The sequence below is a fragment of the Bradyrhizobium sp. ISRA464 genome, from assembly GCF_029910095.1.
Taxonomy (GTDB): domain Bacteria; phylum Pseudomonadota; class Alphaproteobacteria; order Rhizobiales; family Xanthobacteraceae; genus Bradyrhizobium.
In genome coordinates this window covers 3,427,476-3,449,896 of the sequence record NZ_CP094526.1, presented here as the reverse complement: position 1 = coordinate 3,449,896, position 22,421 = coordinate 3,427,476, and the positions used below count along the sequence as shown (strand labels likewise).

Below are 22,421 nucleotides of genomic sequence, written 5' to 3'. Positions count from 1 at the left end.
CGTCCGAGCGGAGCGCGAAGGCCCGGCGCTATTGCGCCGGGCATAAATCACAGCGTCACTCGGCCGCTTCCGACGTCGGCGCCGGCCCCATCTTGGAATTGTGCAGGTCGACGTTGAGGCCGAGCGAGCGCATTTCCTTGACCAGCACGTTGAACGATTCCGGAATACCGGCCTCGAAAGTGTCGTCGCCGCGCACGATCGCCTCGTACACCTTGGTACGGCCAGCGACGTCGTCCGACTTCACCGTCAGCATTTCCTGCAGCGTGTAGGCGGCGCCGTAGGCTTCGAGCGCCCAGACCTCCATTTCGCCGAAACGCTGGCCGCCGAACTGCGCCTTGCCGCCCAGCGGCTGCTGGGTGACGAGCGAGTACGGACCGATCGAACGCGCGTGGATCTTGTCGTCCACCAGGTGATGCAGCTTGAGCATGTAGATGTAGCCCATCGTCACCTTGCGATCGAACGCATCGCCGGTGCGGCCGTCATAGACGGTCGACTGGCCGGAGGCGTCGAAGCCGGCAAGCTTCAGCATCTCCTCGATGTCGGCCTCCTTGGCGCCGTCGAACACCGGGGTGGCGATCGGCACGCCGTGGCTCAGGTTGCGGCCGAGCTCGAGCAGCTCGTTGTCGTTCAGCGACCTGATGGTTTCATCCTCGCCGTAGATCTTCTTCAGGGTCTCGCGCAGCGGCTTGAGATCCTGCTTGTGATAGTAGGCGTCGATGGTCTGGCCGATGCGCTTGCCGAGGCCGGCGCAGGCCCAGCCCAGATGCGTCTCCAGGATCTGACCGACGTTCATGCGCGAAGGCACGCCGAGCGGGTTCAGCACGATGTCGGCATGGGTGCCGTCCTCGAGGAACGGCATGTCCTCGATCGGAACGATCTTCGACACCACACCCTTGTTGCCGTGACGGCCCGCCATCTTGTCGCCGGGCTGGATCTTGCGCTTCACCGCGACGAAGACCTTGACCATCTTCATCACGCCGGGCGGCAACTCGTCGCCACGCTGCAGCTTCTCGACCTTGTCGAGGAAGCGCTGCTCGAGGCCCTTCTTCGACTCGTCGTACTGCTTCCGCATGGCCTCGATCTCGGCCATCAGCTTGTCGTTCGGCGAGGCGAACAGCCACCACTGCGACTTCGGATACTCGTCGAGCACCGCGCGGGTGATCTTGGTATCCTTCTTGAAGCCCTTGGGGCCGGCGATGCCCTGGCGGTTCTCCAGCAGCTCGGCGAGGCGGTTGTAGACGTTGCGGTCCAGGATCGCCTGCTCGTCGTCGCGGTCCTTGGCCAGACGCTCGATCTCCTCGCGCTCGATCGCCAGCGCACGCTCGTCCTTGTCGACGCCGTGGCGGTTGAACACGCGGACTTCCACGATCGTGCCCTGCACACCGGGAGGAACACGGAGAGAAGTGTCGCGGACGTCGGAGGCCTTCTCGCCGAAGATGGCGCGGAGCAGCTTCTCTTCCGGCGTCATCGGGCTCTCGCCCTTCGGCGTGATCTTGCCGACCAGGATGTCGCCGGCGCGGACTTCCGCACCGATGTAGACGATACCGGCTTCGTCGAGGTTCTTCAGTGCTTCTTCCGAGACGTTCGGAATGTCGCGGGTGATTTCCTCAGGCCCGAGCTTGGTGTCGCGGGCCATCACCTCGAACTCCTCGATGTGGATCGAGGTGAAGACGTCGTCCTTCACGATCCGCTCGGAGAGCAGGATCGAGTCTTCGAAGTTGTAGCCGTTCCACGGCATGAACGCGACCAGCACGTTGCGGCCGAGCGCGAGTTCGCCGAGATCGGTCGACGGGCCGTCGGCGATGATGTCGCCCTTCTTGACGATGTCGCCGACTTTCACCAGCGGACGCTGGTTGATGCAGGTCGACTGGTTGGAGCGCTGGTACTTCATCAGCCGGTAGATATCGACGCCCGACTTGGTCGGATCGAGATCTTCCGTGGCGCGGATCACGACGCGGGTGGCGTCGATCTGGTCGATCACGCCGGAGCGGCGCGCGGCGATCGCGGCACCCGAGTCGCGGGCCACCACGCCTTCCATGCCGGTGCCGACGAACGGCGCCTCGGCGCGAACCAGCGGCACCGCCTGGCGCTGCATGTTCGAGCCCATCAGCGCGCGGTTGGCGTCGTCATTCTCGAGGAACGGGATCAGGGCTGCTGCGACCGAAACGAGCTGCTTCGGCGACACGTCCATGTAGTCGACCTTGTCCGGCGTCACCGGCATCACTTCGCCGGCGTGACGGCAGACCACGAGGTCTTCGGTGAATCGGCCCTTGGGGTCGAGCGGCACGTTGGCCTGCGCGACGCGGTAGCGCCCCTCTTCCATCGCCGACAGATAGACCACCTCGTCGGTGACCCGGCCGTCCTTGATCTTGCGATAGGGCGTCTCGACGAAGCCGTACTTGTTGACGCGCGCGAACGTCGCCAGCGAGTTGATCAGGCCGATGTTCGGACCTTCCGGCGTCTCGATCGGGCAGATGCGGCCGTAATGCGTCGGATGCACGTCGCGGACCTCGAAGCCGGCACGCTCGCGGGTCAGACCGCCCGGGCCAAGCGCCGACAGGCGCCGCTTGTGGGTGATCTCCGACAGCGGGTTGGTCTGGTCCATGAACTGCGAGAGTTGCGAGGAACCGAAGAACTCGCGCACGGCGGCAGCCGCGGGCTTGGCGTTGATCAGGTCCTGCGGCATCACGGTGTCGATGTCGACGCTCGACATGCGCTCCTTGATCGCGCGCTCCATGCGGAGCAGACCGATCCGGTACTGGTTCTCCATGAGTTCGCCGACCGAGCGCACACGGCGGTTGCCGAGGTGGTCGATATCGTCGATCTCGCCCTTGCCGTCGCGCAGGTCGACCAGCGTCTTGATGACCGCCAGGATGTCTTCCTTGCGCAGCGTGCGGTGGGTGTCGGGCGCATCGAGCTCGAGACGCATGTTCATCTTGACGCGGCCGACCGCAGACAGGTCGTAGCGCTCGGCGTCGAAGAACAGCGACTGGAACATGGCCTGCGCCGAATCCAGCGTCGGCGGCTCGCCCGGACGCATCACGCGGTAGATGTCGAACAGCGCGTCCTCGCGCGTCATGTTCTTGTCGGCGGAGAGCGTGTTGCGGATGTAGGCGCCGACATTGACATGGTCGATGTCGAGCAGCGGCAGATCCTTGTAGCCCTGCTCGTTCAGCACCTTGAGCGACTTGTCGGTGATCTCCTCGCCGGCCTCGGCGTAGATCTCACCGGTCTTCGGGTTGACGAGATCCTCGGCGAGGTAGTTGCCGACGAGCTCCTCGTCCGACATCCGCAGCGCCTTCAGGCCCTTCTCCTGAAGCTGGCGCGCCTGGCGCACGGTCAGCTTCTTGCCGGCCTCGAGCACCACCTTGCCGGTGTCGGCGTCGATCAGGTCATTGACGGTCGAATAGCCGCGGAAGCGGTTGGCGTCGAACGGCACGCGCCATCCGTCCTTGGTCCGCTTGTAGGTGATCTTCTTGTAGAAGGTCGACAGGATCTGCTCGCCGTCAAGACCGAGCGCGTACATCAGCGAGGTCACGGGGATCTTGCGGCGGCGGTCGATGCGCGCGAACACGATGTCCTTGGCGTCGAACTCGATGTCGAGCCAGGAACCGCGATACGGAATCACGCGCGCGGCAAACAAGAGCTTGCCGGACGAATGGGTCTTGCCCTTGTCGTGATCGAAGAACACGCCCGGCGAACGGTGCATCTGCGAGACGATGACGCGCTCGGTGCCGTTGACGACGAAGGTGCCGTTCATCGTCATGAGCGGGATGTCGCCCATGTAGACGTCCTGCTCCTTGATGTCCTTCACCGACTTGGCGCCGGTTTCCTCGTCGATATCGAACACGATCAGGCGCAGCGTCACCTTGAGCGGCGCGGCAAAGGTCATGCCGCGCTGGCGGCACTCGTCGACGTCATACTTCGGCGGCTCGAACTCGTAGCGGACGAATTCAAGCATCGAGGTGCCGGAGAAATCCGAGATCGGAAACACCGAACGGAACACGGCCTGCAGCCCCTCATCCGGGCGCCCACCGGCCGGCTCTTCCACCATCAGGAACTGGTCATAGGACGCCTTCTGAACCTCGATGAGGTTCGGCATCTCCGCAACTTCCTTGATGTGACCGAAAAACTTGCGTACGCGTTTGCGACCAGTGAATGTCTGCTGCGCCATCGTGGCCTCTCATTTTCGTCGCCTTGTGGGGCGAACCTTCCGGGACACGACTGCCATCGCCCCCGGGTTGAATTTCGAATCGCTTCGAAGGAACGAAGCCCAAATTCAGGAATTAAATCCCCAACCCGGACCAGCGGCCTTCAAAACGCAAAACGACGCGCGGGGCGCATGCCTGCACCCGCCCGTCAAAACCTTCCGCTTCTACGGACTGAAAAAGCCCGAAATCTGACTGTCTCCCAACGGCTTCCGCCGGGAGCCCCTGCCGCTCCCGCCGCCGACCGTGTTTTTCCGCTGCCGACCCGATATGGGTAGGCAATAATGGAGATTCGAGGGTTAAGTCTACGGATCCCCACACTTTTTTGTGTCCACCACGCCACGCGACAATCCGTCGCACGCCGTTTTGCATGGTCCGGAAACTCCCGGGCCATGCTCGTCCCGTCCCGCCCGCGCCGCCATGACCGGAACCCGGCCACTCGCATCCCGTTCGGGCAGACCCGGGCCCGCTTTCGCGCGCCCGGGGTTTCGCCCAAATAACCAGCGGTTACTTGAGTTCGACCTTCGCGCCAGCCTTCTCGAGCTGGGCCTTGATCTTGTCGGCTTCTTCCTTGTTGACGCCTTCCTTGAGCGGCTTCGGAGCGCCTTCGACGAGGTCCTTGGCTTCCTTCAGGCCCAGGCCGGTGATGGCGCGGACTTCCTTGATGACCTCGATCTTCTTGTCGCCGGCGGCAGCCAGCACGACGGTGAAGTCGGTCTTCTCTTCAGCCGGAGCAGCGGCAGCGCCGCCAGCGGCCGGACCGGCCACCGCAACGGCGGCAGCGGCGGACACGCCCCACTTTTCTTCGAGGAGCTTGGCGAGTTCGGCCGCTTCGAGCACGGTGAGGCTCGAGAGGTCGTCGACGATTTTCTGCAAGTCAGCCATTGATCTGTTTCCTTAAACGTTTGGTTCGAACCAGGTTTGAGATTAGCGAAGGGGTCAGGCCGCTTCGCCCTTTGAGGCATGAGCCTGAATGACGCGTGCGAGCTTGGCCGCGGGCGCGTTGGACAGCTGAGCGAGCTTGGTCGCCGGCGCCTGGATGAGGCCGACAAGCTTGCCGCGCAGTTCGTCGAGCGACGGCAGTGAGGCAAGCGCCTTCACGCTGTCGACATTCAGGACGGTTTTACCCATCGAGCCGCCGAGAATGACGAACTTCTCGTTCGCCTTGGCGAATTCGATGGCAACCTTTGGCGCCGCGACCGGATCGTTTGAAGTTGCGATCACGGTCGGCCCCTTCAGCAGGGAGCCGATGGCTGCGACGTCAGTGCCTTCAAGAGCAATTTTGGCGAGACGGTTCTTCGAGACCTTCACCGACGCGCCCGCCTGCTTCATCTGCTTGCGCAGGGTCTGCATCTGGGCGACGGTGAGGCCGGAATAATGAGCAACGATCGCGACGCTCGTGGTCTTGAAGACCTCGTTGAGCTGTTCGACCGCCTCTTTTTTTGCCGCTCGTTCCACAGCAAGCTCTCTCCGGTTGGCGGCCTCTCCGCGAGGACAGGACCGCCGGGTTGCACCCATCGTCCCGCCCAAAACCTGACCCGTCGGGCGTGAACCCTTCGGACATGCCGGGCAAGACGACGTTCTAGAAGCCTGCCCTCCCAGAGCCTTGCGGCCATGGGCTGTCGAGGTTCGAACCAAATCAGCGCCCAGCCGCGAGGTCGTCGCAAACTGGAATGCGAAATCCGGTCTTCACCCGTCTATGCAGGCCATGCGATTAAGCCGTTGAAAACGCGAAGTTCTCGCTGGCGCCTGCAGTCTCGGACAGGATCGAGGCAATTCGGCTCAGCCGAATGCCCCTGCTCTCGTTCCGTTCGAGCCGACGGGTCTCCTTCCTTTCGACATCCTTGCGGGCATGCGGAAAGGAATGGTCTCCTATCGTCTCAGGTTTTCGGAATGCGAGCACGGATATGCCAGCAACCGCTGGCACGCCCGGAGCGCGGTATTTAGCGAGTCTCGCCCGACTTGCCAAGAGCAAAATTCAGACCAGTTCGGATCGGCCTCCGGAACCCGGTTCCGTGATCCGGTCAGCCCGCTCAGACGCCTTTCACCCGATAGGGCAGCGGCCTGCCTGAGAAGAACGCCTCGAGATTGGCCAGCACACAGTCCTGCATCGCCACGTGCGATTCCAGGGTGTGACCACCAAGATGCGGCGAGAGCACCACGTTGGGAAGCGCCGTCAACGCGTCGGGGGCATGCGGCTCCTCGGCGAACACGTCGAGGCCGGCGCCGGCGATGGTCTGGCCGGTCAACGCCGCAACCAGCGCCGTCTCGTCGATGACGGAGCCGCGCGAGATGTTGACGACAAAGCCGTCGCTGCCGAGCCGGCGCAGGATGTCGGCGTCGACGGCATGGTTGGTCTCAGGGCCGGCGCGGACCGCGACCATCAGCACGCTGCACCAATCGGCGAGCGCTTCCAGGCTCGGCAGGTACTGATAGGGCAGATCGTATCTGGTGCGGCTGAAATAGCCGACCTCGGTTTCGAAGGCGGCGACGCGGGCGGCGATCTTCCGCCCGATTTCGCCCATGCCGTAGACGCCGACCTTGCGACCGCGCATCCCGGCCTGCGGCCGCATCATCGGTGACGGCTTGCGGCCGGCCCAGTCGCCACTGCGGACATAATTGTCAGCCACCGGCAGACGGCGCACCGCAGCCAGCATCATCGTCACCGCCATGTCGGCCACGGACGCGGCGTTGGCGCCCGGGCTGTGACCGACGGCGATTCCCCGCTTCGCGGCAGCGGCCAGATCGACGCCGTCGAAACCCGTACCGTAGCAGATGATCGCACCGAGCTTGGGCAGCAGGTCCATGGCATCACCGTCGAGCGGCGTCCCGCCGGCGGTGATCATGGCGCGGACCTCAGCGATCTCGGCCGCCGGGAAGGCTTCGTCCGGCAGTTGGCCCGCTGTGTTGAGGAGCTCATAGCGTTCGCCGAAGCGCACCAGCTGAGCCTTGGGGAAGCGCGAGTAGATCAGGACCTTGTCGGACATTTCTGTTGTTTCCTGGAAACTTCAAGCGCCAAAACAACAAAGGGGCGGAACCGGTTGCCCGATCCGCCCCTCTTTATCTCGTCACGGCCAAAGATCTCAGCCGAGGATCGTGCCCGGCTCGACCTTCACGCCCGGGCCCATGGTGGAGGAAACCGCCACGCGCTGGATGTAGGTGCCCTTGGAACCCGCCGGCTTCGCCTTGGAAACCGCATCCGCGAGCGCCTTGACGTTCTCGACCAGCTTGTCCTCGGAGAACGAGGCCTTGCCGATACCGGCCTGCACGATGCCGGCCTTCTCGACGCGGAACTCGACCGAGCCGCCCTTGGCGCCCTTCACGGCGTTGGTGACGTCCATGGTCACGGTGCCGATCTTCGGGTTCGGCATCATGCCGCGCGGACCGAGCACCTTACCGAGGCGGCCGACCAGCGGCATCATGTCCGGAGTGGCGATGCAGCGATCGAAATCGATCGTGCCGCCCTGCACCTTCTCGACCAGATCTTCGGCGCCGACGACGTCGGCACCGGCGGCCTTGGCTTCCTCAGCCTTGGCGCCGCGCGCGAACACGCCGACGCGGAGCGTACGGCCGGTTCCGTTCGGCAGGTTGACCACGCCGCGGACCATCTGGTCGGCGTGGCGCGGGTCGACGCCGAGATTGATCGCGATCTCGATCGTCTCGTCGAACTTCGACTTGGCGCGCTCCTTGACCATCTTGATGGCGTCCGCGAGCGGGTAAAGCTTCTCGCGATCAATACCTTCGCGGGCCTTCTTCAAACGCTTTCCGATTGACATGGCGCCTTACCCCGCAACTTCCAGACCCATCGAACGGGCCGAGCCCTCGACCATCTTCATGGCCGCTTCGACGGTGTCGCAATTCAAGTCCTTCATCTTCTTCTCGGCGATCTCGCGCACCTGCGCCTTGGTCACCTGGCCGGCCTTGTCGCGGCCCGGCGCCTTCGAGCCGGACTGGATCTTGGCAGCCTGCTTGAGGAAGTAGGACATCGGCGGCGTCTTCATCTCGAAGGTGAAGGAACGGTCCGCATAGATGGTGATGATCACCGGGATCGGGGTGTTCTTCTCTTCCTTCTGGGTCTGCGCGTTGAACGCCTTGCAGAACTCCATGATGTTGAGACCGCGCTGACCAAGCGCGGGGCCGATCGGGGGCGACGGGTTCGCCGCACCGGCCGGGACCTGAAGCTTCAGGTATCCGGTCACTTTCTTTGCCATTTATCACTCCTGTTGTGCCGGACGATGCCGGCGGTTTCAGGTTCCGTGGTTCGGTTGAAGGGGTTGGCGACCGCCTCCCGCCTCCCACGGCCTTTGCTGACGCGAGGCATATACCCCGCGCCGTCCGGTCAGACCACCTTTTCGACCTGACCGAATTCCAGTTCGACCGGCGTGGCGCGGCCGAAGATCGACACCGCGACCTTCACGCGCGAGCGCGCCTCGTCGATTTCTTCCACCACGCCCGAGAACGAGGCGAACGGGCCGTCGGCCACGCGCACGTTCTCGCCGATTTCGAACGACACCGAGGCCTTCGGCCGTTCCACGCCCTCCTGCACCTGGTGCAGGATGCGCATGGCCTCGGCTTCCGAGATCGGCATCGGCTTGTTCTCCGCGCCTAGGAAGCCGGTCACCTTCGGGGTGTTCTTGATCAGATGAAACGCCTCGTCGGTCAGCTTCATCTTCACCAGCACGTAGCCCGGGAAGAACTTGCGCTCGGCGTCGATCTTGCGGCCGCGGCGCACCTCGGTAACCTTCTCGGTCGGCACCAGCACCTGCTCGAACAGTTCTTCCAGTCCGCGCTGCTTCGCCTGCTCGCGGATCGACTCCGCAACCTTCTTCTCGAAGTTCGAGTAGGCGTGAACGATGTACCAGCGCTTGTCCATCAATTGAGTTTCAGTGCTCATCAGTGGATACCCAGTATCATGGTGACCAGGTAGCGGATGATCTGATCCGCCGCGAAAAAGAAGATCGAGGCCAGCGCCACCATCACGAACACCATGATGGTGGTGATGGTCGTCTCGCGGCGCGTCGGCCAGGTGACCTTGGCGGTCTCCGAGCGCACTTCCTGCAGGAATTTGAACGGGCTGAAAGCCATCGTAAGATCCGCGTCCGTCACCGAACGATTTGCAAAGCTTCAAGGAATCCGAACAGCCGATCTTGAGGACCCAGCCCTCGTTTGGAAGGTTGAGCCGATGAACGAGCTCGATTGTTCGGGGGAATTCAGGCCGCGCCGGATATCCGCGGTCAAAACGGGCCGGCAGCGAGTGGCGGGTATCTACTGCGAGACCGGCCAAAGGTCAAGGTCGGCGGAGCCGCACCCTTACCCCGATCGGCCGGAGGCCGGACAGGACCGGCCCTCTCAAATCAAGGGCTTAGGCGGCGGGATTGGTACCACCTGGTCCCGCCCTCCCACGCCCAGCCGGGCGGACGGATTACCCGGCAAAGCTCTTCTGGACCGCCTGGTCGAGCGTGGCCCCGCCGACATAGCGCTGCCGCAGCTCGCGCTTGAGCAGCTTGCCGCTCGGGTTCTTCGGCAGGCTGTCGACGAAGATGACCCGCTTCGGCACCTTGAAATGGGCCATCGCGCCTGCGCAATGCTTGATGACCGCGTCCTCATCGAGGCTCTGTCCCGCCTTGACCACCACGATCGCGGTCACCGCCTCGATCCAGCGCGGATCGGGCAGCCCGACCACCGCGACCTCCGACACCGCCGGCAGCCGGTAGATCATCTCCTCGACCTCGCGGCTTGCGACGTTCTCGCCGCCGCTCTTGATCATGTCCTTCACGCGATCGACCACGGTGATGTAGCCGTCGGCATCGACGGTCGCGAGATCGCCGGAGTGAAACCAGCCACCGGCGAAGGCCGCGGCGGTCTTGCCCGGATCGTTGTAGTAGCCGGACAGCAGATGCGGCGAGCGGTGCACGATTTCGCCCACCTCCCCGACCCTGACGTCGGTCATGTCAGGATTGACCACCCGCGTCTCGACATTGATCGCGGGCTTGCCGGCCGAACCGGCCTTCGGCAATTGATCCTCCGGCGTCAGCACGGTTGCGAGCGGCGCAATCTCGGTCTGGCCGTAGAAATTCCAGAACTTCACGTTCGGCAGCCGGCGCTGCAGCTCGAGCAGCACCTCGACCGGCATGATCGAGGCGCCGTAGTAACCCTTGCGCAGCGTCGACAGATCGGTGCGATCGAACGCCGGCGAACGCAGCATCGCGATCCAGATTGTCGGCGGCGCGAAGAACGCATTGATCTTGTGGGCTGCGATCAGCGCCAGGATGTGATCGGGCACCGGCTTGCCGGTGATCAGGCTGGTGGCGCCGAGATAGATCGCGGGCCCCAGGAAGACGTCGAGCTGCGCGCAATGATAGAGCGGCAGCGCGTGCAGGACGGCGTCGTCGGTCGCCATGCCGCCATCGATGATGCAACTGACATACTGCCACATCACGGCTTCATGGGTGAGGATCGCGCCTTTCGGCAGCGACTCCGTGCCGCTGGTGTAGATGATCTGCGCGGGGTCGCGGCTGTCGACCGAAGCATCGGGCGCCGAGGCGTCAGCATGCAGCAGGCTGTCGAACGTCCTGATGCCGTCGGGCGCCGTGGCAGGATCCTCGCCCGGCAGCCAGAACATCGTTTCGATCGCCGAGCCCTTGGCGGCCGCGGCGCGCGCGGTGTCGACAAAGTCCGGCCCGACCGCGAGCAACTTCGCGCCGGAATTGGAGAGGATGAAATTGATCTCGTCCGGGTTCAGCATGAAGTTGATCGGCACCAGGACGGCGCCGATCCGCGCCACCGCGAAGCGCAGCGCCGCGAACGCATGCGAATTGCGCGACAGTACGGCAATGCGGTCGCCCTTCCCGATGCCGAGCCCGAGCAGGCCGCGCGCCAGCCGGTTGCAGATCGCGTCCATCTCCGCAAAGGTCCAGCTCACCTCGCCGCAGATCAGCGCCGTCTTGTTTGGATAGCGCCTTGCGGACCGGCGCAAGAGATCGCCGATGCTGTGCTCGCGTGCGCGCTGGATGGTTGCGGCGATATCTTCACTCATGTCTCCCTCCCGAATGCGCTTGTGTCGTTGTTCTGATTTGAGCGTCCCACCGCCCTACCGTCGGCGGCGTAGGCCAGTGCGGGCCAAGATGCGCGCGACCCCGGTACGCGACGCCTTCGCCGACAACGGCGTGGTCGGCGAGGACGGCCGCATGGTGCACTCGATGTTCCTGTTCAAGGTCAAGAAGCCCGAGGAATCGAAGGGGCCGTGGGATTACTACAAGGTGCTCGCCGAGGTGCCCGGCGACCAGGCCTTCCGCCCACTGAAGGACGGCGGCTGCCCGCTCATCAAGTGAGCGAAAGTGATCATGGCCGGGGTCCAGGGCCTCGGCCAACTGCTTCAAATTGTTCGGTAAAGGCTGGCAGGAGTGGAGAGGCTCGAACTCCCAACCCCCGGTTTTGGAGTACGCGCGCAGCCGTTTTATCAGGTCTGCGCGCGTGCTCATTTGTCTGAATTTACGGCGCATTCTCGGTATCGCGCCGCCGATATTGTCTGTCCTCGTCCACCATTTTCCGGGGCCGTCTAGCGCACGTTGGGACACGCCTTGGGACACGAGCGCATCCGCAGCAGTGCGATAGTTGCCAGCCATGATCAACATCGCGCGCCGCTCTGCCGGCATGGTGGCGCGCTCTGCCAGCTCCCGGCAGACACGTTCAAGGCGTCGATAATCGTCGAGTTCTGATGACATGGGCGCGGATCAGACTCCCGCGCGGATTCGTCGTCAAGTATCTGCCCGACTGGCGCAAGATCTAACTCGGGCCCACTCCCGGGTTTCACACATCGCGTTGTGTGAATCGTGCATAAGCCGTCTTCTGACTTAACCTGGGCTCCGGTCGCCCTAGGATGCACGCGCTTGGTGGAAAAGCAGAAGGCCGGCGGTTGCGTCGCCGGCCCTCCAAGCCCCACCGAGATGGCTCCCTGCGGGGGTGGCTTCGGGCTTCCGTCCGGACCACCCCTAGGAGCTTGCACCAGGGTGGCCTGCCCGACAACCGTCAGGTTTGTGGACAGCGTGGACTACTATCGTTCTAGCCGCCGGCGGTGTCCCGCCAGCCGCTGCCGGTTACGCTTCCGGTGCGATCGGCGCCGGCGCTTCATCTCCTGTCCTCCAGGAGGCGGGCCCGGAGATCACGCGCCCGATCTGCGACGATCCCCATGAGGCGCTGCATCCCGTCTAGCGCTGTCTTTGCATCGGGTTGCGCCAACATCACGATCATCAATTCGGTGAGCGCGACAATGTCTTCGATATCGCACTCGTTCTCGAAGCCGACGGCCCGACGCAATTCAACGATTTTGCTCATTGCTGGGGTCCCTCGTTCCGCGTCGTGAGAACGCGCTCGATCTCGGCGCAGACAAGGCGCTTAAGTTCGGGCGGGGACTGCTCGTAGGCCATCGCAAACTCCACCGGCGAGAGGACGCGGACGTTTGCCGGCTTGGGCAAGCCTTCCATTCGCCCGACGAATCCATCGAGCTCCTCAGCCAAGAGTCGGGCCGCCTCGGCGCCCTGGCGTAGCCACTTAAGCTCGTCGATCCAGCCCTCGGCGCGGAGCGGCTCTCCCCTATGCAGCTTCCCCGCTATCGTCACAGCCATTCCAGTCCGGCTGTAGAGACGCCGCAACGGATTCCGCTTGAAGCCGGCGCGCTGACGGCCGGTCACACGGGGCCCCGCGGGTTCGGTAGGCGCATACGAGACGCGGCGCTCTGCGGCACGCGGGAAGACGATGACGTTTGATGTGCCCTCAGCGGGCCTAGGAGAGTCGCCGGATGGTCTTTCTTCGGGCCGGTGGTCGACAGCGGGTTGAGCGGAAATCGAATCCACGGACTCCGCACGGGGCGGAAACATGGGTCTTTCGATGGTCATGGGTGGTTCTCTGGATTGCCGGCTTGCTACGGCCGGTTGCCAGCGGACAGCGCTGGCGCCGGGAAGTTAGCAACGCCGCCAGAGACGGCGCGCGACGGCCTTTCCCCGAAGGGTATTGTATAGCCGCCGCCTTCCCGGCATAGTGGTGCCGTTCACGCTGGCGGCTAACCAGCGCGTCCTAATCGATGGCGACGTTTGATCCCGGCAAGGATCGCCCTGCCATCGCCCTGGTGCCAAACCGGCCCGGCAAGGCCTTTGGCGGGAGTTGCTAAGCTCCGCCTGCACCGTCTCACTGATTTGGTAAAAAATCTATCCCCTACATGGGGACCTCATCCCAGATGCTTCGCGTCTCGAAATCGGCCAAGGTCTTTGAACCGTCGCTGAAGATTGGTGCGTCGAGGGATTTGAGACCGAACTTGCCGACGCCGTGCCTGTTCGCCTCGCGATAGTGCGCCCTGATGAATTCCTGGACGCGGCCCCTTACCTGATCTGGCTGCAGTGAGCCTTCCAGAATTGCCAAGAAGATGGATTGGATGACGTCGTCTCTAACATCGTGCGGCAGCTGATACGGCACGAAGGCAGCTACGCGCTGATACTCTTGCGCTTCGGGCGTGAGAACGCTTGGCCGTGTAATGAGATTCGACCGCGGCCGCACGAGCAGAATCTTGCCGGTGTAAAGCCGATCGAACTCAGGATTACTCTGTCTCAGCACCTTCAGCTTGTTGAAACCGAAGATCCGCTCCGGAGATCTGTTGCCACAAAATTGAACGGCCCTCTGTCCGGCGTTGATCGCTGCCGTGACCCGCGAGACTTGATCCACCGTCGGCAATGGAGGGTTTTGCGAGTTAATGGCGGTGCAGATCTTGCACTTCCGATGACTTTCGCCTCGATCGAAGTAGACTGTCGCCTCGTTTAGCGGATGACCGCGTTTGCAGTGTGTCTGGTTCCGCTTCAGATCGCCCTTTCGCCTTCGTGCTGCAATTGAATTTTTCTCGACGAGCTCGAGAGCTTCCTGCCGCCACTCGGGATTTGCGTCGCAGTGGGCTTTGAATGCGCGAGCAGAGCTCAGACCGCGAACACGCGTCCCGTCCAACAACTGCCCTTTGTAGATCGCTGCAGGCGTAAGCCCGGCTCGCAGCCGCGCCATGAATTCAGCGGGAGGGAAAGGGATGATCGGCATTGCCTGTCTCCATCATGCGCGGGATTGCGCGGGGACGGATGCGGCTCCCGAGTCGCGGCCCAGACACGGCGGAACAACGAAATAAAATCGGGACCCTTAGGTCAGCGCCCCTGCTTTTTCCGACTCGCGCACACTACTTTCGGCTATCCGCGCGCCCTTGGGCTTGCGCTCCACCAGCGGTTGCGGTTGATTGCGCGCCGCTGGGGGATTGTTTCATGCGAAAATTTTGGATCGCGGCGCTGTGCGTCGTGTTAGGCGGATGCGCAGTTCAGCGGGCTGAAATCGCTCAGGACGCCCGAGCACAAATGGTCGGAATGTCGAAAGAACAGGTGCTGACCTGCATGGGCGCGCCGTCGACCAAAGCCGCCGAGGGTGCCACGGAAGCTTGGGGTTATGCTTCCGGCAACGGCATGAGGGTAACCGATGCGAGCTTTGATCGTTTCGGTGGCACTGCTGTAAGCAGCAGCAGATTTTGCAACATCAATATCGTGTTCGGAAGCGGACTGGTGACGGCTGTCAATTACAGCGGGCCGACGGGAGGGCTCCTCACCGCGGGCGAGCAATGTGCATACGCCGTCAACGCGTGCGTAACCAAGCGATAGTCTGCCACACCCACGACGCGCAGTAGCTCGGCGCTGTTCCCTGCGACAAATGTCAGCCCGGGAACTGCGGCTGGAACAGGGATACGATCATCAGGGCGGCGATGAGAAACGCCGGCGCGCAGCCGACCGCAGCCGCTAACCAAAGCTCCGCATCCCGAAAGATTTCGTAATCGTCCTGAAGCTTGCCGACCTGCCCGACTGGGACTGGTACGATATCTCGGCACACCTGAAATGCACCGCCTGCGGCAAAGTCGGCTGGGTCGATACCCGGCTTCGACTGGGGGAGAGGTGATTAATTTCGCCAAGGGCGTCGGTTAGGGCCTGCTGGCGGGCCTCGCCCCACATACTTTCGGCTATCAGGGCGATCGCAGGGCTTGCATCCCACCTACGGTTGCGCTTGACTATTTTCCGCTCGCCAAGGCTCGCGTACGCACGTACGTTAACCACTGATTGCAGAATCAGTGGCATTTGGCGAAAAGCAACCTGTTTTTTACTTTGACTGCGGATCGAAAAAGCTGCTTTACCGTTGTTGTTAGAGAGATTTTGGAGGCTTCCGATGAAACTGATCGTTTCAGAAATGTTCGACGATCTTATTCGGATGGGGCACATCACCCCCGAAGCCGATCCGGCCGATCTCACGCTTCCAGGCGCGTACGCAGATGTACCTTCCGTAATCACGTACGGAACGCCAAACGTTCCGGTGCATATGGGGGTGCACTCGAATGCCGAACTGGAACAGCGTACTTCGCGAGATTTCCGTCTACCAGGCTGATCACAACGAATCGGCTTTCGACGTCGTTCGGCGAAAATACCTCAAAAGGCTTTTCACGCACACCAAGCGCAACGTGATCGCGTACTATTCGGGCTTTCTAAGCAAGCCGCGAATTGAGGGAACACAGATCAACGACGAGGACAAGAATGGCTTCATGCTCTGCATCCATGAGCTGAAGCGAGATCGTGGCCTCGATCTGATCTTGCACACTCCTGGTGGTGACGGCGCGGCTGCGGAGTCTCTTGTCGATTATCTTCGCAGCATGTTCGGCAATGATATCCGTGCAATTGTGCCGCAGATTGCCATGTCCGCGGGCACGATGATCGCCTGCTCCTGTAGCAGCATCGTTATGGGCAAAGAGTCCAGCTTGGGGCCGGTCGACCCGCAGTACGGATCAATTTCTGCAGTGGGCCTCCTGAAGGAGGTGCGCCGCGCTCATGATGAAATTCTGAAGAACAACCAATCGGCCCTATTTTGGAATCCCATACTGCAAAAGATCACACCATCGTTCTTGCAACGATGCGAGTGGGCGGTGCTTGCTGCGGACGGATTCATTCGCAGGACCTTGGCAGAGAACATGTTCTCTGCGTTGCCGGGAAATGAGCAAGCGGCGAAAATCGAATCCGTTTGTGACATCCTTTCAAATCTGAGCGATAGCAAAGAACACAACACACATTTTCAGATCGATCAGTGCAAGAAAGCGGGACTGGAGATCGTTGATCTCGAGGCGGACCAGAGACTTCAAGATCTCGTTCTCACGCTGCATCACTGCTACATGCATACGCTCAGTAACACCCCAGCATTTAAAGTTATCGAAAATCATCTCGGCCGTGCCATGGTGCGCGTGTCGCAGCCTCAACTCGCGCTTGTGCCGGCAACAGCACCGGCTTAACCACTCACTGGATCAGTTGGCGGAGTTAATCCGCATGCCATACACGTTGTAGCCGTGGCTCGCTGCAAACCCGTTTTTGATGATGTAGTTCGTCGAGCCGTTGTAGACGATGCCGGTTTGGCTCGTGCTCGGCGACGACGTCACGGCGAACTCTGCCGCGTTCTGGTTCAGGATCGTCGTGTTGCCGCCGCCGACGAAGACCAGCGCCCAGTTTCCATTGCTCGCATCGTACACAATGAGCAATCCGGAACCGGTCGCGATGTTGGCGGTCGCGTTCTGGGCGAGGCTGATCTGCGATTGAGACGACGCGTCCGTCTGCCAGCTGGTGCTGATCGTATTCGACACCGACAACGACGGGATGGTCCCAATGTTCGTTATCCCGGTGTAGGCGCCGCTGACCCGCCCGCTCGGCAGCGTCCCGCTTGAGATGTTCGCGGCGTTCGTCGTGTCCGTGCTGCAAGATGCCGCCGCGTTGGAGAGATCAGCACACGCAGCCTGAGACAACGTTCCGGAACCGTTGTTCTTCACCGCGCCGGTCGGGTTGGTGAACGTGTAGGTGCCGGCGCCGGTTCGCACCATCATGCCGTTGGTCGCAAAGCCAGTGATGTTGTCCAAGCATGTGCCAGACGCAGCCGCGCAGTTCGTGCCACCGCCGACAATGCCCAGCGTTGCGAACGCCGGGTTGACTGAGGAACCTTGCGCGACGAGGGGCTGTCCCGCGGTCGAGCCGAGCACGTTGCCAATAGGACCGGTGCCATTGCCGAGCAGAACGGAATGCGCCGGTAGGGTTGCCGCGCCTGTACCGCCGCCGGCGACACCAACTTGTCCGTATGACGGCGCAGCGCCGACATTGTTGATCAGCGGCAGGCCGGCCGTGGCACTGGGCGAGATATAGGTCGAGATGTTGTCATTGCCCATCGCGACCAGCGAACCTTTGCTCGCCGTTGTCACCGGTCCGAGCGCCAGATTATCCGACGTGTTGGACACGATCGACGCGGTCCAATGCGCGCCGGCATTGATATCCGAATTGCCGCTGCCGAAAACGTAGTGAACGTTCGTGAAGTCGAACGCGGCCGCCGAGGTCGCCTGCCCTGCGCCGTTGCACTGGTTGTTCGAAAACTGCCCGTACGAGGCGTTCACAAACACATAGCAGGAGTCGCCCGGATTGATGACGATGTTGTTCGCGACAACAAAATTCGTCCCTGGAATGTAGGGCGATTGGCTGAACCCGAGGCACGTGCCGACGCTTGACCGCGACGCCGAGCCGCAGACGGCGAGGCTGGCACCAGACGCCGTTCCGCCTCCGACAACCGTGTTGCCGGTCACGATCATCGGCCCAAGGCCGGAGCCGAGACCCCACTGGATGCCCGTGTAGACGTAGTTATTGATGCGGTTCGCCGTGACCGTCCCGATCGGCGACTCGATGCCGATGTAGGAGTTCTCGATGTAGTTGTGGTCGATCAACAGCCCCTCGTTTCCGCCCATCGTAATGGCCGGGCTGAGGGTGAACGGCGCATTGAAGTCGAGCGCGTCGAACCGCACGTCGTGCACGTACATTCCGGTGAGGCGGATCGACTGCACATTGCCGGGTCCAGGCACCGCAATGACGGCCTCGCCATGGAAGCCGCAGACCTCTCGCACGTTGATCAGGACGTTTGAGGCGTAGAGCGCCAGGATTCCCTTGCGGTTGAGCTGGAAAACGGGATTGTTGAAGTTGGGCGTGCCGCTGAATTCACCGCAAATCGAGCCGGTGCCAGACACTGAGAAGTTCGCGCCCTGGTCCGATCCAGTAGCGCCGGTGTATTTCGCACCGAACTCGAGAAATCCGCGGACAGGAGTGTTGCCATTGGTATCGACGGGCCAGCCGAGACCTGTAGGAGTTGCCGCGACCTGCATTCCCAGCGAGTGAAGATCGCCGTCAATGACGTAGTGAACATCGTGCGCGCCGGCTTCCGCCGTGGTGAACCGGCCGGCGCTGAAGACATGGGTTCGATCCGGGATCATCAAGTTGCGACTGCTGGGAACGGTGACGTTCCCAGCGATGAGGTAGGTGCCGACGGGAAAGTAAGAATTGGCCTGAAGCGTGAGCGCGTTATTCACCGCGGCCGTGTTGTCGGTGCCGCAGGTCACGGTCCCGACGGTGCCGGCGATCGTGGTCGACGCGTTCGTGTCGAGGACATAGGTCGTTCCGCTGACGCTGCTCACATTGGCCACCAGCGGCGCGTAGTCCGTTACGCCAGTCCCCGGGGTAGCGAGGCCTGCACCGGGGATGACAACGGTCGATCCCCTGACACACGTGGCTCCAAGAGAGATGCCGGTAACGAGGGCGTGCTGGCCGGACGCGATGGTGATGCTGGTCGGCGTCTGCACGGCATCGCTGACCAAGCCCAGGACGCGCTGATATCCTTGAGCTTCGTTGAGCGCGCCGAGTTGCGTGCTCAGGAGACTGAACGGAATTGCCGACGCGGGGCCGGAAACGCCGTTGCCGATACGGCCAATCACGCTGTTCGGTGGGAGGGTGTTAAATTGCTGCGCGATCGCGGCCAACGGCGATAGAGCGATGGCGACAGCAAGAGCAATCAATTTCCGGCGGACCGACAGCATGGCAACGTCTTTCGAGTGACGCACTGCTGTCGGAGCAGCGACCGAAAGACGTTAACGCCGTTGTCCATGGCGAGGCTTGTTGCGGAAAGCCCAACTCCGAAGCGCTCTATAGCGAGCGCGGCCTACTCGATCGGCAAAGATGCCGCATTCAACAAACGGCTGTACTGCGCATCAGAAAGTCCGGCGAGCTGTCGAAGTGTGCGCGCGACATCGCGCCACCGCTCGTTCTCTCCGGTCAATTCGCGGACCTTCGCGCGGACCGTTTTGATCTCGCGCTTAAGACCAACCACCGCTGAGTTAGGATCGCTCAAGACGCGCTGTCCTCGATCGACTTGACGGCCGCGCGCGCCGCCGGGTTTTCAGCAAGCGCTTGCCCGATTTTCTCCTGCACGTCGAAGAAGCCTTCCGGCGCCTTCTTGTCGATCGGCCAGAGGTCCTGCGAGCGGATGATCGCGATCACCATCTGTGGGGTTAGCGAAATCTCGATGGCTGTCTCATCCATGGTCTCGGGACTTTCAATAAGGGATGCGGGTCACAGCGCAGTAAATGGCCGTCGCGGTGGCGATCGTGAACCGGTACTGGCCCGGCGGCAGATCGATCACCGCATAGCCTGCGGCGGTGAAATCCGTCGCGGTGCTGACCGACTGATAGGTCGTGCCGTCTCCGAGCAGCTTCTGGAGCTTCACCGAGCCGCCGCCGAACGTCGCGACAGCGTCGACCCCGTACTTCCCACCGTTGAGCGCGAACGCGGTGGTCGACGCCGAGATGTTGGTGAATGCCTTGCCTTCCGCTGACGTCGGCATGGTTTGCGCTCCTAGGGAGTTGCGAAGCTTTCACCCGCAGGCATGAAGCCCGCCGGGATCGCGGCGCGCATCTTCGGCGTGAGGTCGCGCAGGTTGGAGCGCTTCGCATCCAGGAACTGCTTGTCGGTGAGCGACAGCGTCACGTGACGAAGCTCACCAGTCTTCGGATCGATCACCTTGATTACGTGGTCGGGCATTCTTTGATCTCCTATGCTTTGGCTTCTTGAACTGGGGCTAAACGCATCGCCGAGGCGATGGCAAGCAAACGAGCGGCTTCCGGATCTCCACCGAGCAGTTTCTTCTGCCACTCGGGGTCGCGCTTCCATGACTCGATTTTGGCGTCGACCGCGGCGCGCAGCTGCGGTGTGATCGAGCGTTTGCCCTCGATGTACTGTTGAACTTCAAGGCCCGCCTCGCTGATTTCAGGCGAAAGACCTGCCGCGATCAGGTGGTCGAGCACAGTGTCGGCATCGCGCTTTTCAGCGGCTGCCGCCTGCTCGGCTGCAAGCTGCTCGACAGTCGGCTGGGGCGCAGTGAAGTTGTTCGCGGAAGCCGTGGCGTATTCGCTCGACATCTCGGCGAGCTTGGCCGTGGCCTGGTCCGGCGTCATAGTCCACACATCGGTCATGCTGCTGAGGCCTCCATGTTCTCGACCTCGGTGAGATCGGCGACATCCAGGGCCCTGATCTGGCTTTCGATGTCCATGGTGATTTTTTCCGCCGCCGCCCGGTATTCGTCGAGCCCGGCAGGTGTCGAGGATGGCTTCAGGGCGTTCCCCGGATGCAGCGGCCGCGCGAAGGGCAGCGCCGCAAAATCGTTCGTATCTGCCCGCCGGAGCGGTGCCAGCCGGTGAAGCTCCGCGAGAATCAGCAAGTCGAGCGGCCCGTCACCGCGGCCGCCGAGCCCGAGCGGGCCAACCCCGACATAGGGAAACGTGACGCCGGCGGGCAAGGCGCCCTTGGCGAGGTCGGTGGCGTTGAGATAGTCGCCGAAAGCGCTCGACATCGTGGCCGCGGCCGACATCAGCGATTTAACCGCAGCGTCGCGCTTCGCCATGCACGATTTGAAAACGGCCAACTGATCCGCACGCGATCGCGCGTTCTGCTCTGCCACCGCCTCCCGATCGAGCCGCGCGGCAAGGCTTTGCGCCATTTGCAGTTCGGCTACCGCTCTCTTTGCCTGGTCCACACGGTCCCGGTGGGCAGATAGCCGCTCCGCGGCCTCTGGCTTGCGACTGACCGCATCGAGGATCAGCGGCGGAAGCTCGGCTTCCAGACCTGCAAGGACGGCTTTGGCGCCATCGAGCAGGCCGGCGACCTCATCAGCGCGCCCGGCGCGCGGCGAATGGTCGATGCGCTCGCTGGCCTTTGCCGGCGGCGGGGCGGCGGACTTCTTGAACATCGCGACCAGCCCCTTCACTGCGCGATGATGTTGACGGTTACATTGTGACCGTTTGGAATACGCCACCGGTAGGTGCCCGCGGCGAGTTTCGCGGCCTTGCTGCCGCCGACCTCGGTCGCCAGGAAGCGGATCGGCGGATCGACGCTGACAAACGACCCGTTCACCAGCTGCTGCAGCTCGGGGGTGTCGATGCCATGTGCGACTGTCCCCGAGAGGTTCGCGTGATAGGTGCCCCCATTCAAGGTGAACGGCGCGGTGCTCGCCGTGACCGCAGTATGGCTCACTTTTTCAACCATGGTGGATTTCCTTTTCGATGACCGGTTCTGCCGCCTGAAGGGCGTCCTCGAGACGGCAGCGGATCCAGTCAGCGACCTTCCGGCGCTCCTTTGCTGCAGCGGATTTGATCCGCTCCTTCATCTCCGGCTCCACTCGGGTGCCCATCATCTCCAATTGCGACACTCGTCGTCTCCGTGGTGGCGTTTTCAAAAGCCAACAAAGGATGCGACATGTCTCCAGTCGACAACAACGCACTACGGTTTGGCCGTGGTCCACTGTTGCCGCGCGCCGGCCACCGCGACCGCATCTTGTCGGCCTGCTCCGGATCCTCGACGATCACCACCGCCGCAACGCCGAGCCCGAGCGCATCCAGGACCGCCTGCAACATCGCGCCGCTCAATCCCCGCCGCGGCACCGGAACTAACGCTTTCGTCGACATCCGATCAGCCCAGCCAACCAGACGGTCCATGGTCTCATGGGAAAGGTTGAGGGCCTCTTTTCTATCCCGCAGCACCGCGATCAGCTCGGCCTTCGTGCGGACGATCCGGCCCGGCGCCGGCCTCGTCTTCTCCGGAATGGCCTCAGGCGGGCTTACGGCGGCCGCCGGTGAGTCTGGAGCCGGCCGGGCTACTTTGGCGCGCGCCAGCGCGGCAGAGACCATCATGTACTTGCCCCTGCCCCGGCGCCGCGGCTTTTTCGTGCCGACATTTCCGGCGGGGCTGAACTGCTGCGCGATCTCATCGAGATCATCGAAGATGTCGAATTGATCGCTCATCGCATCACCGGGCA

The 22,421-nt window shown here is 62.6% G+C and carries 24 protein-coding genes and 1 pseudogene; 4 read left to right on the top strand and 21 right to left on the bottom strand.

Annotated elements, in window-relative coordinates:
- Positions 1 to 55: 55 nt before the first annotated feature.
- From rpoB to MTX19_RS16035, 9 genes are all read right to left on the bottom strand, one after another.
- Positions 56 to 4,174 (bottom strand): DNA-directed RNA polymerase subunit beta, encoded by a 4,119-nt coding sequence (gene rpoB / locus MTX19_RS16075; protein WP_280977340.1) that lies wholly within the window; start codon positions 4,172 to 4,174, stop codon positions 56 to 58.
- A gap of 541 nt (positions 4,175 to 4,715) precedes the next feature.
- Entirely contained in the window at positions 4,716 to 5,093 is a 378-nt protein-coding gene (gene rplL / locus MTX19_RS16070) for a 50S ribosomal protein L7/L12 (protein ID WP_016847588.1), read from the bottom strand.
- Between the two features lie 54 nt (positions 5,094 to 5,147).
- Positions 5,148 to 5,666: a 50S ribosomal protein L10 gene (gene rplJ / locus MTX19_RS16065; protein ID WP_280977339.1), complete on the bottom strand. Its 519-nt coding sequence runs from the start codon at positions 5,664 to 5,666 to the stop codon at positions 5,148 to 5,150.
- Positions 5,667 to 6,241: 575 nt separating this feature from the next.
- Positions 6,242 to 7,195 carry a 2-hydroxyacid dehydrogenase gene (locus MTX19_RS16060; protein ID WP_280984399.1) on the bottom strand — a complete coding sequence of 318 codons (954 nt, stop codon included), beginning with the start codon at positions 7,193 to 7,195 and terminating at the stop codon, positions 6,242 to 6,244.
- Between the two features lie 96 nt (positions 7,196 to 7,291).
- Positions 7,292 to 7,984, bottom strand: coding sequence for a 50S ribosomal protein L1 (gene rplA / locus MTX19_RS16055; protein ID WP_280984398.1), 693 nt, complete (start codon positions 7,982 to 7,984; stop codon positions 7,292 to 7,294).
- A gap of 6 nt (positions 7,985 to 7,990) precedes the next feature.
- A complete protein-coding gene (rplK, locus tag MTX19_RS16050; RefSeq protein WP_027583240.1) occupies positions 7,991 to 8,419 on the bottom strand; it encodes a 50S ribosomal protein L11 in 429 nt (142 codons plus the stop codon).
- Between the two features lie 128 nt (positions 8,420 to 8,547).
- Entirely contained in the window at positions 8,548 to 9,081 is a 534-nt protein-coding gene (gene nusG / locus MTX19_RS16045; RefSeq protein ID WP_016840553.1) for a transcription termination/antitermination protein NusG, read from the bottom strand.
- 20 nt (positions 9,082 to 9,101) lie between these two features.
- Positions 9,102 to 9,293: a preprotein translocase subunit SecE gene (gene secE / locus MTX19_RS16040; RefSeq protein WP_280977336.1), complete on the bottom strand. Its 192-nt coding sequence runs from the start codon at positions 9,291 to 9,293 to the stop codon at positions 9,102 to 9,104.
- A 337-nt stretch (positions 9,294 to 9,630) separates the two neighbouring features.
- Complete coding sequence (locus MTX19_RS16035; RefSeq protein WP_280984397.1) at positions 9,631 to 11,244, bottom strand: acyl-CoA synthetase; 1,614 nt, start codon at positions 11,242 to 11,244, stop codon at positions 9,631 to 9,633.
- A gap of 70 nt (positions 11,245 to 11,314) precedes the next feature.
- On the opposite strand from MTX19_RS16035, the pseudogene MTX19_RS16030 reads away from it, so the two are divergent.
- Positions 11,315 to 11,539 (top strand): annotated as a pseudogene (locus MTX19_RS16030) (ABC transporter permease); the annotation flags it as partial.
- Positions 11,540 to 12,335: 796 nt separating this feature from the next.
- Here MTX19_RS16030 and MTX19_RS16025 read toward each other — a convergent pair.
- The 3 genes from MTX19_RS16025 to MTX19_RS16015 all read right to left on the bottom strand — a co-directional run bounded on the left by MTX19_RS16025 (position 12,336) and on the right by MTX19_RS16015 (position 14,282).
- A complete protein-coding gene (locus tag MTX19_RS16025; protein WP_280984396.1) occupies positions 12,336 to 12,542 on the bottom strand; it encodes a hypothetical protein in 207 nt (68 codons plus the stop codon).
- A complete protein-coding gene (locus tag MTX19_RS16020; protein WP_280984395.1) occupies positions 12,539 to 12,832 on the bottom strand; it encodes a hypothetical protein in 294 nt (97 codons plus the stop codon). The genes MTX19_RS16025 and MTX19_RS16020 overlap by 4 nt, the downstream gene beginning before the upstream one ends.
- 586 nt (positions 12,833 to 13,418) lie before the next feature.
- Positions 13,419 to 14,282 carry a hypothetical protein gene (locus MTX19_RS16015; RefSeq protein WP_280984394.1) on the bottom strand — a complete coding sequence of 288 codons (864 nt, stop codon included), beginning with the start codon at positions 14,280 to 14,282 and terminating at the stop codon, positions 13,419 to 13,421.
- Between the two features lie 215 nt (positions 14,283 to 14,497).
- Between MTX19_RS16015 and MTX19_RS16010 the strand changes: the two genes are divergently transcribed.
- The 3 genes from MTX19_RS16010 to MTX19_RS16000 all read left to right on the top strand — a co-directional run bounded on the left by MTX19_RS16010 (position 14,498) and on the right by MTX19_RS16000 (position 16,548).
- Positions 14,498 to 14,884, top strand: coding sequence for a hypothetical protein (locus tag MTX19_RS16010; protein ID WP_280984393.1), 387 nt, complete (start codon positions 14,498 to 14,500; stop codon positions 14,882 to 14,884).
- Between the two features lie 556 nt (positions 14,885 to 15,440).
- Entirely contained in the window at positions 15,441 to 15,656 is a 216-nt protein-coding gene (locus MTX19_RS16005) for a hypothetical protein (RefSeq protein WP_280984392.1), read from the top strand.
- Complete coding sequence (locus MTX19_RS16000; RefSeq protein ID WP_280986057.1) at positions 15,607 to 16,548, top strand: hypothetical protein; 942 nt, start codon at positions 15,607 to 15,609, stop codon at positions 16,546 to 16,548. The genes MTX19_RS16005 and MTX19_RS16000 overlap by 50 nt, the downstream gene beginning before the upstream one ends.
- Before the next feature lie 12 nt (positions 16,549 to 16,560).
- Here MTX19_RS16000 and MTX19_RS15995 read toward each other — a convergent pair whose 3' ends face one another.
- From MTX19_RS15995 to MTX19_RS15955, 9 genes are all read right to left on the bottom strand, one after another.
- The gene (locus tag MTX19_RS15995; RefSeq protein WP_280984390.1) at positions 16,561 to 19,152 is read right to left on the bottom strand and encodes a hypothetical protein; all 2,592 of its coding nucleotides are present in this window, start codon (positions 19,150 to 19,152) and stop codon (positions 16,561 to 16,563) included.
- Between the two features lie 122 nt (positions 19,153 to 19,274).
- Positions 19,275 to 19,463, bottom strand: coding sequence for a hypothetical protein (locus MTX19_RS15990; protein WP_280984389.1), 189 nt, complete (start codon positions 19,461 to 19,463; stop codon positions 19,275 to 19,277).
- Positions 19,460 to 19,654 carry a hypothetical protein gene (locus MTX19_RS15985; RefSeq protein ID WP_280984388.1) on the bottom strand — a complete coding sequence of 65 codons (195 nt, stop codon included), beginning with the start codon at positions 19,652 to 19,654 and terminating at the stop codon, positions 19,460 to 19,462. The genes MTX19_RS15990 and MTX19_RS15985 overlap by 4 nt, the downstream gene beginning before the upstream one ends.
- 13 nt (positions 19,655 to 19,667) lie before the next feature.
- Entirely contained in the window at positions 19,668 to 19,955 is a 288-nt protein-coding gene (locus tag MTX19_RS15980; protein WP_280984387.1) for a hypothetical protein, read from the bottom strand.
- A gap of 11 nt (positions 19,956 to 19,966) precedes the next feature.
- Positions 19,967 to 20,152: a hypothetical protein gene (locus MTX19_RS15975; protein WP_280984386.1), complete on the bottom strand. Its 186-nt coding sequence runs from the start codon at positions 20,150 to 20,152 to the stop codon at positions 19,967 to 19,969.
- A gap of 11 nt (positions 20,153 to 20,163) precedes the next feature.
- The gene (locus MTX19_RS15970) at positions 20,164 to 20,583 is read right to left on the bottom strand and encodes a hypothetical protein (RefSeq protein ID WP_280986056.1); all 420 of its coding nucleotides are present in this window, start codon (positions 20,581 to 20,583) and stop codon (positions 20,164 to 20,166) included.
- Positions 20,580 to 21,356 (bottom strand): hypothetical protein, encoded by a 777-nt coding sequence (locus MTX19_RS15965; RefSeq protein WP_280986055.1) that lies wholly within the window; start codon positions 21,354 to 21,356, stop codon positions 20,580 to 20,582. The genes MTX19_RS15970 and MTX19_RS15965 overlap by 4 nt, the downstream gene beginning before the upstream one ends.
- Positions 21,357 to 21,370: 14 nt before the next feature.
- Positions 21,371 to 21,652 carry a hypothetical protein gene (locus MTX19_RS15960; protein ID WP_280984383.1) on the bottom strand — a complete coding sequence of 94 codons (282 nt, stop codon included), beginning with the start codon at positions 21,650 to 21,652 and terminating at the stop codon, positions 21,371 to 21,373.
- A 68-nt stretch (positions 21,653 to 21,720) separates the two neighbouring features.
- Positions 21,721 to 22,407, bottom strand: coding sequence for a hypothetical protein (locus tag MTX19_RS15955; protein WP_280984382.1), 687 nt, complete (start codon positions 22,405 to 22,407; stop codon positions 21,721 to 21,723).
- Positions 22,408 to 22,421 lie beyond the last annotated feature (14 nt).